Genomic DNA, 16,121 nt, shown 5'->3' with positions numbered 1-16,121 from the left:
ACCTCTTTGATTATCAAAATAATCCCTTTTCAAGAAAATAATAGTATAATAGAGGTAGAATGTAGAAAAGAGGTAGGCCCATGGCTGTTAAATTTACAAAAACGGATGACTTGGACAAGATGTTTGAAGAATTCGCAAAACTTCCTGACTTAACACAAGTCACTTTTCCAGATGACAAAGATAAAAAAGAAAAAGTTGAGAAGAAAAAATAGATGACGATTTTCCAATCTCTTCCTCCTAGTGTATTACAAGCGGGAGCTATTTTTCTCTCCATCATGATTGAAGCCCTTCCTTTTGTCTTGATTGGGAGTCTCATTTCGGGATTGATTGAGGTCTATATCACACCTGATAAAGTTTATGAGTTTCTCCCTCGCAATCGTTGGGGGAGGATCTTTTTTGGTACCTTCATTGGCTTTCTCTTTCCTTCTTGCGAATGTGGTATCGTTCCGATTATCAATCGTTTTCTGGAAAAGAAAGTGCCCAGCTACACAGCGGTTCCTTTTCTGGTGACTGCTCCCATCATCAATCCTATCGTTCTTTTCGCCACATATTCTGCCTTTGGCAATTCAATAAAACTTGCCTTCTTGCGAGCTCTGGGAGCTATTGTGATTGCTTTGATTCTGGGGATTTTCCTAGGATTTTTCTGGAAGGAACCCATTCAAAAAGAGAATCCTATCGCTTGCCATGAACATGACTTTTCACACTTGGGTCCCGCTAGAAAAGTGTTTCAGATCTTTATACAAGCTATTGATGAGTTTTTCGATATGGGGCGTTACTTGGTCTTTGGCTGTCTCTTTGCGGCTATCGTGCAGGTCTATGTCCCGACTCGGATCTTGACCTCTATCAGTGCAAGTCCAGTCCTTGCGATTCTCTTGCTCATGTTTCTAGCCTTTCTCCTCTCTCTTTGTAGCGAGGCGGACGCCTTTATCGGAGCTTCTCTCCTCTCGAGCTTCGGCCTAGCGCCAGTCCTTGCCTTTCTGATCATAGGCCCCATGCTTGATATCAAAAATCTCCTCATGATGAAACACTATCTCAAAGTGCGCTTCATCTGGCAATTTATGGGTATTGTGACAGTGCTTGTCTTGCTTTATTCTTACATGTTTGGAGTGTTGCTATGATGCGATTTTTCATTTTACTGGGTTATTTTGCCCTAACTCTGTATCTGCAGCTTTCTGGCAAGCTCAGTCACTACATTAACCTCCACTATTCCTATCTAGTCTATATTTCCATGCTCCTTTCTCTTCTATTGGCTCTGGTCCAATTCTATATCTGGATCAAGAAAATCAACTCTCACAGCCATTTAGAAAGTCGTCGAGCTAGACGAATCAGCCTCCTTTTACTGTCACTACCTCTGTTGATTGGGGTTGCCTTTCCGACAGTAAGTTTGGACTCGAGAACCGTGTCTGCTAAGGGATACCATTTCCCACTTGCTGAGGGAATCGATACTGCTATTCAGGCAAGCGAAGGAACATCCAGTCAATACCTCAAACCCGATACCAGCACCTATTTTTCCAAATCTGCTTATGAAAAGGAAATGAGGTCTACAGCTGACAAATACCTCACCCAACCAACCATTCAAATCACTGATGAAAACTATATGGAGGTCATGGAAGTTCTCTATGACTACCCTCAAGAGTTTGAAGGAAAGAAAATCGAATTTACAGGCTTTGTCTATAACGATCCTAGCCATCCAGATAGCCAGTTCCTCTTTCGCTTTGGAATCATCCACTGTATCGCCGATTCTGGTGTATATGGACTCTTGACAAAGGGGAACTCACGCCAGTATCCTGACAATACTTGGATCACCGCTAGCGGAACCCTGACTCTCCACTACCATAAAGAGCTCAAACAAAAACTCCCAACACTAGAGGTTGAGAGTTTCACAAAAGTAGACAAACCAGAAAATCCTTATGTCTATCGCGTGTTTTAATAAAAAGTAGCCTGAACAGGCTACTTTTTATTATTTAGCAATTTTCTAACCTCTTGAGCACCAATCTGATCGCCTGCCTTTTCAAAAAGACCGATAGCTTGTAAAAAATTTTCATGTGATTCTTCAGGATTTTGTATCGAACCAATCTCTCCTAAACCTCTATAAGCACAAGCTTGGGCAATCAAATCATCTGTTTGCAAAGCTTGTTTTAAGGACTGTTCCATATACATGAATGCTTCTGCTACTTTCCCTAGCTTTAATCGTAAATAACCTTGCTCATAATTGTTAACAGAAGATTTGAGGGTATCCTCTGTAAAAGCTTCTTCAATGATTTTTTGCTCTCTTTCGATATAGAAAAGGGCTGTTTGAAATTCATTCATTTCACGATAAACCATGGCTAACTGATGATAGCCTATATGTTCATTTTCTTTATCTTGACTTGATATAGCTATTTCAAGATAGTTTTGATAAATCAACAAAGCTTCTTTATAGTCTTTTTCAAAGAGCTTGATATAACCCATCAAATTGAGAAGGCTATAATCCTTACAAGTTTCTAACGAGAAGGTTTCTGAGACTAATTTCTTGGCCTCATTAATCTTACCCTCAAACAATAAATCCCATGCTTGATTCATACATATCCTCCTGCTTCTTACGTTGTATAGAAATCTATTGACAAATCGCTATCAGACTCGTATTTTTTCCAAGCTAAACTGAAGCCATAATAATCTTCACATTCAGGGTGCCAATCATAATAAAGTGGGACACGACTATACTTTCTTGCAGCTACTTCGTCTTCAAATTCTGGAGACTCCCCTGCAGTAATACCAAATTGAAGACCATTTAGTTCCCAAGTATTTCCCCAAACGTTTTCATCAGAGAGAACATCGATCCATCTAGAAGCATCAATATCAAAATCTGCACATAATTCCAGTTCATAGAATCTTCTACAGTTAATCTCTGAAGGTTTTATATAAAGGGCGCTATCAACTTGGTATTTTTTATCTTTGACTTGAATCTGTGTGATTTTCATTGGAATCGGAACTCCATTTAATTCTAACCAGAAATATCCTAAAGGAGTTTTGATACTATAATATGTTTGCTGAGAGTTGGGGTTAGCGTTTTTAGAGCAAACATCTAGAATTCTTCCTAGCTTTTTTAAATTTCTAAAAACGTTTTTCGAAGTGATTGGGTCGGAATGTGAATACCTACGAATGACACGTTTTAACTTTTCAACAGGAAAAGTGATATCCTTTGGTAGGGCATGATACTTCTGTACAACTAAAGCAGTTTTTTCAGTATTTTCCTTCCCTACTGGAACAATAACAGCGTGTCCTATATGGATATTTGGATCATCGCAGATATAGGTATAACCATTCCCTCCCTCCTGAAACTCAACCACAACAAGATTTAACTCTTGATCTGGATCAAAGAGAAGCTCTACCTTTTCTACTTCTTGGCGCTCATAAAAAGTAAAGTGATCTCCATCCCCGTCTTCGCCAAAAACCATGAAACTGCCACACTCAGGGCACTTCCACATATAAAATGAGGCCTCTGAAATGTCTTCATAAGAAATTGAATCATTACCATCTTTTTTATTCATGATTTCTACTAAGAACTCATCCGAATAAACTGAATAAGCATTTGGATCAGGCGCTCTATGGTTGTTCATTGCTTGCCCGCATTTACATGTCCATTTACCCATAAAAAACCTCAGTCGTGGCCTAATTCTTCAAGGAAAAATTGATTTAGAGCTTTCCAGTCTTTCTTTTCCTCTCTAACACTTTGAACGTATGCATCCAACTCTTTGATATTTTTGATGATGTAGTATTGGATCGGCATAATCGGATCAATTTCCATACCCTCAGGTCCCTTTACCTTGATATCAAGCAATCTTGATACATGCTCTTTCATCTCATCAGGAAGTAATTCTTTGACCAAATCATCAAACAAAATCGGTGGAACAGAATGGTATTTTTCAATCCAACGACAGGCTAAAATAGGACGAAGCGCATAGAAATACTTTTTAGGTTTGACCTTGTCTCCAGAAAGATACTTATTCATTTGAGTTCTTGCAGTGTTCAAGTAATGGTGGAGCATTTTTTTCTCAGAAAAATACTGGTTGGCAAGTGGACGTATGCGCTCAATAAATTCCGTTTGTTGATAGACAATTGGTGACTGTAACCATTCAAACAGTGTAGGATTTGACTTATAAAGGAGTTTTAAAGTCTTGTCTAAATCCCAACCACTCACATCCCAAGTATCGTCAATTGGTAGCTCGATAACATCACGCTGTTCATTCAAACGGAGATAAAAATCCTGCTTGTGTTTGTAGATAAACCGTACATCAAAGTCACTATCGGGAGACTCAAAACCCCAAGCACGACTACCAGACTCGATAGCCCACAAAACTTTGACATCGAAATCACGCTCAATTTCTGCTAATTTTTCCGGTACCAGAACATTCATTTCTTCTTGCGTTTGCATAATAAAGCCTCGTCTATATTCTGAGCATAAGTAGATGCTAAAATAGGGAATTATGGGAACTAAAAAGAATTATATCACTCTTTCAAAACTACAATCAAATAAACTAAACCTTCTATTAACTTATTCAGACGTTTTCTATACCTGAGACTCTTGAATGATAGACTCTCCATCCTTCCAGTTCCGAGCAATCTCTTCGTCTTTCTGGAGTTGGTCTACCAGCTCCTCTACGGAGTCAAATTTGACCATATCTCGGACACGGTCCAGCCAGTAGACCATGACGGTCTCACCGTAAATATCATCTGAAAAGTCAAAAATATTGACTTCAAAACGTGGTTCTTCTCCATCAAAGGTAACATTTTTACCAACGCTCGCCATGCCACGATATCTTTGACGTTGCACTTCGACATCGACTACGTAAACACCGTCTGCCGGCATATAGGTTCGATCTCTTAGGACCAGATTGGCTGTTGGATAACCAATAGTCCGCCCACGAGCATTTCCATGAACGACCATTCCACGAGATGGGAGCGGAGTGCCGAGCAGATGATTGACTTCCTTGACATCTCCATCAAGAATTGCCTGACGAATCCGTGTAGAACTAATCTTGCCCTTTTCGTCTTCGACCGGAGGAACAATGATGATCTCTCCATCAAAATAATCCTTCAGGTCATCCGCAGTTTTCTTATCAGAGCCAAAAGTATAGTCAAATCCTGCTACAATAATCGCTGGTTTTAAAGCCCTGATATAGGTATCAAAGAATTCCTGCCCTGTTAGATTGGCAAATTTGCTACTAAAGTCAAGTAAGAATAGAGCCTCTACTCCGTGCCACTTCATCTTGTGCTCCCGTTCTTCGTGATTGACGATATGGAGCATGAGTTCAGGTTGGTAAGGTTGTAAGGCAAGTTTTGGCGATTCTGTAAAAGTCATCACGACAACTGGCAGATAATCCTTCATCGAAGCCTTGCTGGCCACTTCAAAGAGTTTCTGATGTCCCTTGTGGATGCCATCAAAATAACCTAGTACAAGGACTGTATTACCTGGTACTGCAATATCTTTTTCGTTCTTAATAGGTACTGTTGTAATCATGAAACTATTATATCATAGAGAAAGTCTTTTCGCTAAGAGGAAATCCCAAATGTCGTTTTTTGCGCCTGAACTGACCGTAAGAGAAAATTTAGCACTTTAGTTTAAAAAAATAGCACCTCCTAAGAGATGCTATCATTTGGTAACTAGTCTATTGTTTCTTCTAAATCTTTTAACTTAACCGAAACAATCTTAGAAACACCTGATTCTTGCATGGTAACTCCATAGATAGAATCAGCTGCCGCCATCGTTCCCTTACGGTGGGTCACGACGATAAACTGACTATCCTTATCGAAGCGGTTGAGGTAATCCCCAAAACGTTTAACATTAGCTTCGTCCAGCGCCGCCTCTACCTCATCCAAGATAACAAAAGGAATAGTTTTGACTCGAATGATAGAGAACAACAAGGCCAAGGCCGATAGGGCTTTTTCACCACCACTCATGAGGTTGAGAGATTGGATTTTCTTACCTGGAGGTTGAACAGAAATCTCCACACCAGCTGTTAAAAGATCGCCCTCAGTTAATATCAAGTCTGCCTGACCTCCACCAAACATCTGTCTAAAGGTCACTTTAAAGGACTCACGAATAGCCTCAAAGGTTGATTTAAAGCGTTCCTTAACCTCATCATTCATCTCTGTGATGGTCTCAAGGAGTAGGTTTTTAGCAGACAGAATATCATCTCGTTGACTATTTAGGAAATCCAAACGGTTGTGGACTTCTTCGTACTGTTCAATAGCATCTAAGTTGACAGGACCCAGCGAGCGAATAGCCTTCTCTAAATCCTTAACATCTTGCTCCGCCAGATTGAGATTTTCCAGTTCATGAGCCTTTTCTAGCGCCTCTGTGTAACTGATCTGGTACTGATCTGTTAACTGACCTTGTAGATGGCGTAAGCGTTCGCTGACCTTTTCCTTCTTAGCTTCAGCACGTGTTTGCTTGCGAATCCACTCTTCGTTCTGCTGGCGAGCCTGATCCAAATGGCTGGCAATATCATCCAGTTGACCCTCGATATCATCCAATTCAAACTGCTTGCGAATCAGACCTTGTTGAAGATTGGCTTTCTGAGTTTTGGCCTCTTCCACCTGCTGGCTTAGCAAATCCGTATCCACTTTCTCAAGATTATCAACCTTTTCTTGAAGGAGACGCTGGATTTCTTCTTGTTCAAGATTGAGGTTATCTAATTCCTTACCTAAGCGTTCAATATCAGTCACTTCGTACCGCTTTTGTCCTTGCAGTTCTGACTTAAGCAAGCGCGCTTGAGAAATCTGTTCCTGCAAGTTTTGATAGCGTTCTTGAATAGCGTTTTTGTTAGACTTAATCTCTTCAATCTCAGCTTCCAGATTTTGCTTTTCACTGGCGATAGTAGCAAGGCGCTCTTGGCATTTTTCCTTATCCGCTTGCCAATCTCCTTCAGTAAGGCGATTTAATTCCTCTTCTTGAAGTTTCCAAAGCGTTTCCAGTTCTTCGACCTGCTGATTGGTTTGTTGATAAGCAAGGTACAAGCCTTGCTCCTGAATACGAGCTTGCTCACCCTGAGATTTGATAGCTTCTAATCTTTCTGCCAATACCGCCATCTCATCTTGCAAGGTCTTCAAACTCGCTTCTTCTGACCGCAAGTCAGCTTCTTCTTTAGTAATTTCTTTTTGTAATTGCTCCAGCTCTGGCTTGATGAAGATACTGTTATTCTGGCGATTGGCACCACCCGCGTAGGAACCACCTGTGCGCAACTCTGTCCCATCTAGTGTCACCATACGAACCTGATAACGAACTTGGCGAGCTGCCGTACGCGCATGTTCTACAGTGTCAAAAATTGCTGTCGTTGCTAGCAAGTTCTTAAAAATGGCTTCTAGTCTCTTATCAAACGACACCAACTCATCTGCCATACCCAGAAATCCTGGACTTGCTGCGATAGCATCTTGATTCTGACTAGAAATCGTACGAGCCTTGATCGTCGTCAATGGAAGAAAGGTTGCACGACCAGCTCTATTACGTTTGAGGAAATCAATCGCCTTTGTTGCCGCGTTTTCATCTTCTACGATGATATGCTGACTGCTAGCTCCAAGTGCAATCTCCAAAGCAGTTTGATAATGCACATCAAAGGTCAAATGTTCACTGACTGCACCAATGATCCCACCAAGACGGTCTTTTTCTTTAAGAACACTCTTAACACCCGCATAAAAATTACTATGATTTCTTAGGATGTTTTCCAAACTCTGAGCTCTAGCCTGCTTGTTTTTGAGACTGTCTAGACGATCAAAGAGTTGGCTCTGCTGGGCTTGGTAAGAAACTTTCTGCTCCTCTTGTTCCTTGGCACTAGCTTGGTAGTCTGCCAATAATTTCTGAACTTTCTCCTTGGCAGTTTCAAGCTCAGCCTGTTGTTGACTGGCCTTCTCTTTAGCTGTAGCCAGTTGTTCTTTCAGTTTCTCAAGTTGATCTGCTTGTTTTTGAGATAACTGACGGCTGTTCTCTAGTTCATTCTCGATGCGGGTCAACTGGTTTGAGACATCCGCTTCTTCTTGTAAAAGTGCCACAAAACGTTCACGCAAAAGCTCGATCATCTGGTCAGGATCATCTGAAAATGCCAACAACTCCGCTTCTAAACGATTGAGTTCCTTGTTGTTTTCAGCTAGACTTTCTTCTAACTGTTCCAAATTCCCTTCTTTTTCAGCCTTTTCCTTACTTAGAGCCTGTCTCTTATCTTCCAAAGTCGTCAAACGGGCTTGTGCTTCTTGTTGATTAAGGGCAACTTGCTCGGATTCCAGTTTTGATAGGGCTAGTTTTCGCTCTAAGTCACTGATTAGACTGGTCAAATCCATCAAACTTCCTTGATCCTTGGCCATTTCAGCTTGGAGATCCTGGCGTTTCTTTTTAAGAGTTTGATTTTCCCATTCTAACTCTTCACGTTTTTGGTAATAACTGGTCAAGAGTTCCTGAACTTGCGTTAGCTCTTCTTCTGTCAGCTCTAGTTCGGCCTTATTTTCCTTGATTTGGGCAACCAGTACATCCAAGTAAATTGCCTTACGTTGACCATCCAAGTCGAGAAACTTGCGCGCATTTTCAGCTTGCTTTGCAAGGGGCTTGATTTGATTGTCCAACTCGTAGATAATGTCTTCAAGGCGGTCTAAATTATCCTGAGTTTGTTGCAGTTTACTTTCTGTTTCTTTTCGACGAGTCTTGTATTTTAAAACTCCAGCAGCTTCTTCAAAAATAGCTCGGCGTTCTTCGGGCTTGGAGTTAAAAATTTCCTCAACCTTCCCTTGAGAGATAATGGAGAAGGAATCTCGTCCCAATCCTGTATCCAAGAAGAGGTCATGTACATCACGCAAGCGGACTTTCTTGCCGTCAATTCGATACTCGCTATCTCCACTACGGTAGATATGGCGTTCTACCTTAATGACTTGCCCTGCATCCTTAATAAAACCATCTTCATTGTCCAAGGTCACGACAACAGAGGCATAATTGAGTGGTTTGCGGCTTTCAGTTCCAGCAAAGATAACGTCGGGCATCTTGCCTCCACGAAGACTCTTGACACTAGACTCTCCCAAGGCCCATCGCAAACTTTCTGTGATATTTGACTTCCCAGAACCATTGGGCCCAACGACAGCTGTCACACCTTGGTCAAAGACGACCTTGGTCTTGTCAGCAAAGGACTTGAATCCCTGAATCTCAATCTCCTTTAAATACATGAATCCAGCCCTTTCTCAACTGCATTTTTGGCGGCCTCTTGTTCTGCCAATTTTTTAGAACGGCCTTGACCTTTTCCGATACTCTTGCCCTCAACCAGAACTTCTACATCAAAAACCTTGTCATGGGCAGGCCCCGTCTCAGAGGTCACCTGGTAACGAATATCTACATCTCCATTGACTTGGAGCAACTCTTGCAGGTGTGTCTTGTAATCCTTAATCATTTCAAAGTCACCTGCTTCAACCTTGGGGATCATGACCTGATAGATAAACTCTTTTACTCTAGCAACATCCTTGTCTAAAAGCAATGCTCCCAGAAAGGCTTCAAAGGCATCGCCAAGAATGGTGTCACGATTGCGCCCACCAGACTTTTCTTCTCCTTTTCCTAGCTTGATAAACTGATCAAACTGGCAATCACGCGCAAAACCAGCCAAACTCTCCTCACGGACAATCATAGCACGGAGTTTAGACAAATCTCCCTCTGGTTTCTTAGGATATTTTTTATACAGATATTCTGAAATCAATAATTGCAGAACAGCGTCTCCTAAAAATTCCAAGCGCTCATTGTGTGAAATTTTTAAGAGGCGGTGCTCATTGGCATAACTCGTATGAGTAAAGGCCGTTTCCAGTAAGTTTTTGTCTGCAAATTCGATTGCAAAACGCTTCTTTAGTACAGTTTGTAATTCTTTCATACCAACCTCTTTCTAACTGATAACAGTCTCTTTTATTATATCAAAAAAAGCCCCCTGAGTCACTTTAAAACGGGACTAGAGGGGATTTGAGCATTTTTTAGAACAAACTTTTCATTTTTAGGGGCAAACTTGGGGCGAGATAAAGAAAAAAGCCTTATTTAAGGCTTTCATAGGCTTTTTACATCCACCCTGAGGGAATCGAACCCCCATCTCAAGAACCGGAATCTTACGTGATATCCATTACACTAAGGGTGGAAACTTGTCTTATTATAACAGAAATTTGCTCTAATAACAAGTTTTTTATGGCTAGACTAAGCGTCCATTAGTGGGAAGCATCCCCGTTCCAGATAGAATTTTTCACGATAACATAATCAACGTGTTTGAGGTCAGCAACCTTGCGTCCACCTGCATAGGAAATAGCACTTTGCAAGTCCTGTTCCATCTCAGTAAGGGTGTCTTGCAAATGCCCTTTAGCAGGCAGTAAGATGCGCTTTCCTTCCACGTTTTTATAAGCTCCTTTTTGGTATTGAGAAGCTGAACCATAGTATTCTTTGAACTGTTCGCCGTCGACTTCAATCGTCTTTCCTGGGCTTTCAATATGACCTGCAAATAGGGAACCAATCATGACCATGCTAGCACCGAAACGGATAGACTTAGCAATATCACCATGAGTACGAATCCCACCATCAGCAATAATCGGTTTGCGAGCCGCCTTAGCACACCAGCGAAGTGCTGCCAACTGCCAACCACCTGTACCAAAACCAGTCTTGACCTTGGTGATACAAACCTTACCAGGACCAATTCCAACCTTGGTAGCATCCGCACCAGCATTTTCCAATTCACGTACAGCCTCTGGTGTTCCAACATTCCCAGCAATGACAAAAGTATCTGGCAATTCTTTCTTGATGTGTTGAATCATAGAAATCACGCTATCTGCATGACCATGAGCAATGTCAATAGTAATATACTCAGGAGCATCAGCCTTGAGTTGGCTAACAAAGTCATACTCGTAGTCCTTGACACCGACCGAAATGGAAGCAATGAGCCCTTGATCGTGCATGCGCTTGATAAAAGGAATGCGCCCCGCTTCATCAAAACGGTGCATAATGTAGAAGTATCCGCCTTTAGCCAGTTTCTCTGCAACATTCTCATCCAAAATCGTCTGCATATTTGCTGGTACAACAGGTAGTTTGAAAGTGTGATTTCCAAGTGTGACAGTGGTATCTGCTTCTGCACGGCTTTTAATGACACATTTGTTTGGGATCAACTGAATATCTTCGTAATCAAAAATTGGAAATTCATTTAACATATCGATGTCTCGTTTCTTTTGTAATGACCTACCTATGCTTACGCATCCCTACGTCTTTTCCGACGTTTCCTTGACTTATTATAAACCAAAGTACAGCTTTTGTCAAATAATTTCAATTATGAAACAATAATGTTCGGTTTTTATAATTTAAATATAAAAAGTGAGGAGATTAGTTTCTCCCCACTTCCTTATCAATATTTCTTTTAAAAATTGCTTCGGAGCTTTCCATCATTTCACAAAACTCATTATAAGATGAAGCATTCTGAGGAATTTGGATAGACAATTTCTTCAACAAAGCTCCATAACCTGCTAGCTTTCCTATCTCATTATCAACAACCTTGTCCTTGCTCGGAAAAACAAGACCAGCTTTCTCAGCTTTTAAAATATAAGAATAGGAAATCAGCTGGAATAAGTCCTCACGGTTGATTCCTTTTTCAGTATCTTCAAGTTTTTTATATTTAGCATCTAAAACTATTTTTAACTCTTTATGATAAAAATCTGGATATACTTTTCGTTTCCCAACAGAAAATACTGAAATTCCATCCGTCTTATCCTTATTTCTGGGATGTACAAAACCTTTTGGCAACAAGGTGTAAATATACTCTTCCCAGAGCCAGGAAACATCAAAGAGAATACCATGAATTTTTTGCTCTTGATATCCTAACCCATGCTTCTCTCTATTTAGGATCATCAGGCAAAGCTCCTGTAACTTTCTATACTCTCTGAAATAGGCGTGTCGGATGGGTTTCGTTTTATTCATTCTGATAATCTTAGCACGATCAGCGAGTTTATAAGCTGGGGTTGCACGAGTAATTTCTGTCATATTTTCACGATTACTATCGAGCAGAGCTCCGAAACTTTTCTGATTCTTTATGTACTCAATCGTATGTCGAATCAACTGCATGAGTGGATTATCATAGGTAAATTCCCTAGTAGTATAGGCAATATTTCCCGTAAAAGGGAGATTTTTTTTCAGATGATTTCCAACATCTAGTACACCCTTTACATGACTATCGTTATGGAAAAATCGCTGGTATTCCTTATAAAGACCTTTTCGGAGAGTAGCTTGCAGATATTTGGGAAAGAGGTAAATCAAAAGCTGATAGAGTTTATCCTCTGAAGATAGACCAACATCCAAACTAGTCAGATTTATATTGAGAACCTTTTGTAAAAGATAATGCAAAAAATGGTCGTTACTTTCATCAGAAAAACGAGAGGAAATCGTTAATCTTTCCTGACCATATCCAAGAAAACCAATTACATTTCCTGTCTTGATTTCCTGATTAACTGTTTCCAAAATCTTTTGGTCCCTGTCTAGATCAGGAGAATTCATCAAATCATTTGGGAAAATAAAAATATTGTCCTCTCGAGATAGGTTATCTAGTGTTTTATCAAGTAGTGCTTGACTAAGTTTGGGATATTCTGCGACAAAGTCCTCTTTAGCGATTCTATACTGATTATCAGTGATCCGCATTGTCATCACCAGTATCTTGGGGTTCTGTTCGCTCGTTATTTGTCAGATCAAATGCTTTTTTCAATGTATCCAGAGTTTCGGCCTCCTCATAAGAACCACGTAAGTAATCTTCCAATAGAGGTTTGAGGTAATCAGACCAGAGTAACTCATAGTCAAAATCTACATCCTGCAACTTAAGGAAATAACTTGGTCCAATATGATAATGGCTGTTTAATTCCTGAACGTTTTCGATAGCAACATTCAAATTTCTTAGACGAAGTTTTGCTTCTTCGGCTTTATCACCAAGCACCTCATCAAGCATACCAACTTGACTCTCGGCAGTAACTTCAACAAAACGGAAACGACGACGCATAGCAAAATCAAAGGTATCCACTGATCGGTCAATATCATTCATAGTTCCGATGATATAGACATTTTCAGGGATATAAAATTTCTCATCAGTCTCATGTAAATTAGCATATTGGGTAGAAACACTTCCCTTTTCACCACGATAACCAGGGTCAATAGAGAAAAAGAGTTCACCAAAAATCTTTGAAATCTCTCCACGATTGATTTCATCGATGATGAAGACGAATTTCTTATCAGTATCAATTTCTGTTGGGGAAACATAGTCTTTCAAACCAAATCTCTTTCTCAATGTTTCTAGGACAGTTTTTCCACCACTTTTGTAGTATTCTTGCTTATTATAATTTTTATCTTTATACAACTCGTAAACATATTTGCGAGGTAGTGACCATCCTGGAACACCACTATCATAATTTACTGACAAATTTTGTCTACTATTAACAGATAAGTAAGATGTTTTTGTTATATATTCTTTTTCTTCAGCAACATTTATATATTCTAAGTAAGAATCCCAAGCCTCCTCAAAATTATCTTGTCCTCCAATCAATTGGGCTTCTTTTGCTTTCTGACAAAAATCTTTAAAAATACCATCCTGTAGCTTAAACTCAATAGCTCCATCCCCATTTGATACTGGTCTCAACCCCTCTACAAAATCCGTATAATCATAGGAAGGGTGAAACTGTACAAAGCCGATTTGGTCTTCGTTGCCATCCGTTAATTCTTTAGCTATTTCTTTAGCAAGATAAGTTTTTCCTGTACCAGGTGCACCACGGAGAATGAGGTTTTTGGATTGTAATAAGATATTACTCAAGGTATGATGAAAATTATTTTGTTCAGACATTTCTTTCTCTCCTTGCTTATCATTACTGTCTATAATATCTTTTGAATACTCAAATAAAATACTACCCAACATTGAAGATTCTAGTTCAGGATATGTTTTAGAAAACAGTTTAAAAATCTCATGATTCTGACGATAGGGTCCTCCTTGATTGCTTTGGGGAATCAACCTATTCCAAAATTCATTTTGACTATTCATATTTACTCCTAAAAAAGAAGGATTCTCAGAATAAATACAAAGTAGTTTTGTTACCACTGCAGAACGCCTAATAAATTCATTCTTTGACTGTTTCATGTCAAAGATAGGATTATTGAAATCCAACATTCTACCAGCTTGGATGATCTCATACAAATCCGATTTTAATTTGTTAAATCGGCCTTCTAGTTCCGATTCTGGAATGATTTTATTTGCTTGATTCTTATAGCTTTTGGTATCCTCATTCCAATAAATACCAAATTTTGAAGAACCTCCTCCACCAATCCCCATAAATAATGATTGGTACTTTCCTATCTCAAGAGTATAGCAAAAAGAATTACTTTTAGCACCTTTCCCAATGACGTATTCATCGATAGACATGGTTAAAATTCTATCAAGTGGCCATTCTTTAAGAAATTCTTCACGTAATTTTTCATTGTGAACACTATATTTAAATGCATCTTCTCTTAATCTTATTTTATTTTCTTGGTACCAAGCATAAAAATCTTCCAAGCTAACCTTTCTTTTATCCATCAATCTTACTCCTTTTATAATAGTGTTCGAATAAAAACTATATATTTCATATATAGAATATCATATCCTATAGAAAAAGAAAAGAATTTCTAAAGAAAAAGCCCAGTGTCAGGAGATTAAATATCTCATAACACTGGACTCTTTTTTATCCTAATAATACTCACCTTGACGGTAGTCCCATGAGTTAAAGGTATCTGACAAATGCATCATGATTTTATCAATATCAAGCCCTTTGCGGATAACAACTGGAGCTGGTGAGATTGAACGGTCTCCTCCTTGTTCTGGGATGAGTTTTCCATCTTTATCGACCATAGAGACCATCACACCTTGCTCGTAGCGAGTTTCGATTGTTTTGTCCGGTTGGATGGATGCCACATAGTCATCTGCTTCGATGACAAGGTCCACTGCTCCTTCGATACGTTCTCCGATACCTTCCACCTTACCACGGTTTCCTTTTCCAGATGGGTTAGCTGATGAAGCATAGACCATCTTGCCTTCTTCCCAAAGTTTGGCAGCCAATTGTTCACCAGCTTTACCAAACTTGATGACAAAACAGCTAGTACCACGAACGTCAGTCATGAGTTCTTCACGGCCATCACCGTATGCTTTGAGTTTTTCAAAAGCTTCTGGTTTCCAAGGAAGGATACAACCAAGGAGAATATCTTCATCCCAATGTTTTTGGTAGAAGGCTTCAATTTCTGGGTTGAGTTGTGCTAAAGCGCGTAGCTCGTCCATGCTACCACAAAGTACAACACCTGGTTTGTTACGGTTACGCTCTTTGGCTTCAAATTTGCGTTCAAGTCCTGCCTTATCGCTCGTCATGATAATGTAACCAACTTTTGTGGGGCAAACGATACAACCGCCCTCACCTTTTAAAATGTCATATCCTTCTTGTGAAAGTGTTCCGTTCCATTGAATGTGATTTGTCATAGTTCTATAGTTCCTTTTCTATATTTATTCTAATCCTGCCAATAGGCTGGTCGTTGTTTTTCATAAGCAGCAATCAAGTCTTCATACTGCAAAGTAATACCGATATCATCTAAACCGTTTAAGAGCTTGTGTTTCCATTCACTATCGATTTCGAAAGTGAATTCTCCAACTGGTGAGATGATTTTTTGTTGTTCCAAGTCCACAGTTACCTGATCGGTCGGTTTAAGTTGGGCTAGCTTTTCTCTAACCTCTCTAGGCTGAACAATGGGCAACATGCCATTATTGAGTTCATTATTGTAATGAATGTCCCCGAAAGAGCCTGCAATCACGACCTTAAAACCATAGTCGGCTAGAGCCCAAGCTGCGTGTTCTCTGGAAGAACCTGCGCCAAAGTTATCCCCTGAGATGAGAATACTGGCTTTACGATATTCAGGTCGGTTAAAGACAAAGTCTGGATCCTCAGTATAGTTATCGTCCAGATAACGCCAAGCATACATTAGGTACTTACCAAAGCCTTTTTTATCAATTAACTTGAGAAACTGCTTGGGGAGTATTTGGTCGGTGTCGATGTTATCGTTCATGAGAGGAACAGTCGTTCCCGTATAAACTGTAAATTTCTCCATA

General features: G+C 39.9%; 14 protein-coding genes and 1 tRNA gene. 3 read left to right on the top strand and 12 right to left on the bottom strand.

Annotated features, from left to right (window positions below):
- Positions 1–80 precede the first annotated feature (80 nt).
- From NYE79_RS04625 to NYE79_RS04615, 3 genes are read left to right on the top strand one after another with little or no spacing between them, the layout of a single operon-like run.
- Entirely contained in the window at positions 81–212 is a 132-nt protein-coding gene (locus NYE79_RS04625; RefSeq protein WP_000268696.1) for an SPJ_0845 family protein, read from the top strand.
- Entirely contained in the window at positions 213–1,118 is a 906-nt protein-coding gene (locus NYE79_RS04620) for a permease (protein WP_000151876.1), read from the top strand. It begins immediately after the preceding gene.
- Positions 1,115–1,930, top strand: coding sequence for a TIGR03943 family protein (locus tag NYE79_RS04615; RefSeq protein ID WP_000984354.1), 816 nt, complete (start codon positions 1,115–1,117; stop codon positions 1,928–1,930). Before NYE79_RS04620 ends, NYE79_RS04615 begins: the two co-directional genes overlap by 4 nt.
- Before the next feature lie 20 nt (positions 1,931–1,950).
- Here NYE79_RS04615 and NYE79_RS04610 read toward each other — a convergent pair whose 3' ends face one another.
- The 12 genes from NYE79_RS04610 to leuD form a co-directional block, all read right to left on the bottom strand.
- A complete protein-coding gene (locus NYE79_RS04610) occupies positions 1,951–2,562 on the bottom strand; it encodes a tetratricopeptide repeat protein (RefSeq protein ID WP_339293824.1) in 612 nt (203 codons plus the stop codon).
- Between the two features lie 17 nt (positions 2,563–2,579).
- On the bottom strand, positions 2,580–3,632 hold the full coding sequence (locus NYE79_RS04605; protein WP_216728340.1) for a hypothetical protein: 1,053 nt from the start codon (positions 3,630–3,632) through the stop codon (positions 2,580–2,582).
- An 8-nt stretch (positions 3,633–3,640) separates the two neighbouring features.
- Positions 3,641–4,414, bottom strand: coding sequence for a nucleotidyltransferase domain-containing protein (locus NYE79_RS04600; RefSeq protein ID WP_216728339.1), 774 nt, complete (start codon positions 4,412–4,414; stop codon positions 3,641–3,643).
- A 135-nt stretch (positions 4,415–4,549) separates the two neighbouring features.
- Positions 4,550–5,500, bottom strand: a complete 951-nt coding sequence (locus NYE79_RS04595) for a bifunctional riboflavin kinase/FAD synthetase (RefSeq protein ID WP_216728338.1) — start codon at positions 5,498–5,500, stop codon at positions 4,550–4,552.
- 143 nt (positions 5,501–5,643) lie between these two features.
- Positions 5,644–9,183, bottom strand: coding sequence for a chromosome segregation protein SMC (smc, locus tag NYE79_RS04590; RefSeq protein WP_339293823.1), 3,540 nt, complete (start codon positions 9,181–9,183; stop codon positions 5,644–5,646).
- A complete protein-coding gene (rnc, locus tag NYE79_RS04585) occupies positions 9,174–9,872 on the bottom strand; it encodes a ribonuclease III (RefSeq protein ID WP_000661472.1) in 699 nt (232 codons plus the stop codon). Before rnc ends, smc begins: the two co-directional genes overlap by 10 nt.
- Positions 9,873–10,055: 183 nt before the next feature.
- Positions 10,056–10,127 (bottom strand) — tRNA-Arg (locus tag NYE79_RS04580).
- Positions 10,128–10,194: 67 nt separating this feature from the next.
- Positions 10,195–11,181: a GMP reductase gene (locus NYE79_RS04575; RefSeq protein ID WP_247940928.1), complete on the bottom strand. Its 987-nt coding sequence runs from the start codon at positions 11,179–11,181 to the stop codon at positions 10,195–10,197.
- A 169-nt stretch (positions 11,182–11,350) separates the two neighbouring features.
- A complete protein-coding gene (locus NYE79_RS04570; RefSeq protein WP_268711669.1) occupies positions 11,351–12,655 on the bottom strand; it encodes an McrC family protein in 1,305 nt (434 codons plus the stop codon).
- Positions 12,642–14,567, bottom strand: a complete 1,926-nt coding sequence (locus NYE79_RS04565; protein WP_268711241.1) for an McrB family protein — start codon at positions 14,565–14,567, stop codon at positions 12,642–12,644. The genes NYE79_RS04570 and NYE79_RS04565 overlap by 14 nt, the downstream gene beginning before the upstream one ends.
- A 150-nt stretch (positions 14,568–14,717) precedes the next feature.
- A complete protein-coding gene (locus NYE79_RS04560) occupies positions 14,718–15,497 on the bottom strand; it encodes a Sua5/YciO/YrdC/YwlC family protein (protein ID WP_216728335.1) in 780 nt (259 codons plus the stop codon).
- 29 nt (positions 15,498–15,526) lie between these two features.
- The gene (leuD, locus tag NYE79_RS04555; protein WP_000410640.1) at positions 15,527–16,120 is read right to left on the bottom strand and encodes a 3-isopropylmalate dehydratase small subunit; all 594 of its coding nucleotides are present in this window, start codon (positions 16,118–16,120) and stop codon (positions 15,527–15,529) included.
- Position 16,121 lies beyond the last annotated feature (1 nt).

This window comes from Streptococcus sp. FSL W8-0197 (genome assembly GCF_037963785.1).
GTDB classification, from domain to species: Bacteria; Bacillota; Bacilli; order Lactobacillales; family Streptococcaceae; genus Streptococcus; species Streptococcus oralis_CQ.
The sequence above is the reverse complement of the archived record's forward strand: the minus strand, read 5'-3'. Positions and strand labels throughout refer to the sequence as shown.

What these genes read in the sequence shown, in the direction of transcription:
- NYE79_RS04625 (WP_000268696.1), top strand. Translation starts at nt 81, where the DNA reads ATGGCTGTTAAATTTACAAAAACGGATGACTTGGACAAGATGTTTGAA.
- NYE79_RS04620 (WP_000151876.1), top strand. Translation starts at nt 213, where the DNA reads ATGACGATTTTCCAATCTCTTCCTCCTAGTGTATTACAAGCGGGAGCT.
- NYE79_RS04615 (WP_000984354.1), top strand. Translation starts at nt 1,115, where the DNA reads ATGATGCGATTTTTCATTTTACTGGGTTATTTTGCCCTAACTCTGTAT.
- NYE79_RS04610 (WP_339293824.1), bottom strand. Translation starts at nt 2,562, where the DNA reads ATGAATCAAGCATGGGATTTATTGTTTGAGGGTAAGATTAATGAGGCC.
- NYE79_RS04605 (WP_216728340.1), bottom strand. Translation starts at nt 3,632, where the DNA reads ATGGGTAAATGGACATGTAAATGCGGGCAAGCAATGAACAACCATAGA.
- NYE79_RS04600 (WP_216728339.1), bottom strand. Translation starts at nt 4,414, where the DNA reads ATGCAAACGCAAGAAGAAATGAATGTTCTGGTACCGGAAAAATTAGCA.
- NYE79_RS04595 (WP_216728338.1), bottom strand. Translation starts at nt 5,500, where the DNA reads ATGATTACAACAGTACCTATTAAGAACGAAAAAGATATTGCAGTACCA.
- smc (WP_339293823.1), bottom strand. Translation starts at nt 9,183, where the DNA reads ATGTATTTAAAGGAGATTGAGATTCAGGGATTCAAGTCCTTTGCTGAC.
- rnc (WP_000661472.1), bottom strand. Translation starts at nt 9,872, where the DNA reads ATGAAAGAATTACAAACTGTACTAAAGAAGCGTTTTGCAATCGAATTT.
- NYE79_RS04575 (WP_247940928.1), bottom strand. Translation starts at nt 11,181, where the DNA reads ATGTTAAATGAATTTCCAATTTTTGATTACGAAGATATTCAGTTGATC.
- NYE79_RS04570 (WP_268711669.1), bottom strand. Translation starts at nt 12,655, where the DNA reads ATGCGGATCACTGATAATCAGTATAGAATCGCTAAAGAGGACTTTGTC.
- NYE79_RS04565 (WP_268711241.1), bottom strand. Translation starts at nt 14,567, where the DNA reads ATGGATAAAAGAAAGGTTAGCTTGGAAGATTTTTATGCTTGGTACCAA.
- NYE79_RS04560 (WP_216728335.1), bottom strand. Translation starts at nt 15,497, where the DNA reads ATGACAAATCACATTCAATGGAACGGAACACTTTCACAAGAAGGATAT.
- leuD (WP_000410640.1), bottom strand. Translation starts at nt 16,120, where the DNA reads ATGGAGAAATTTACAGTTTATACGGGAACGACTGTTCCTCTCATGAAC.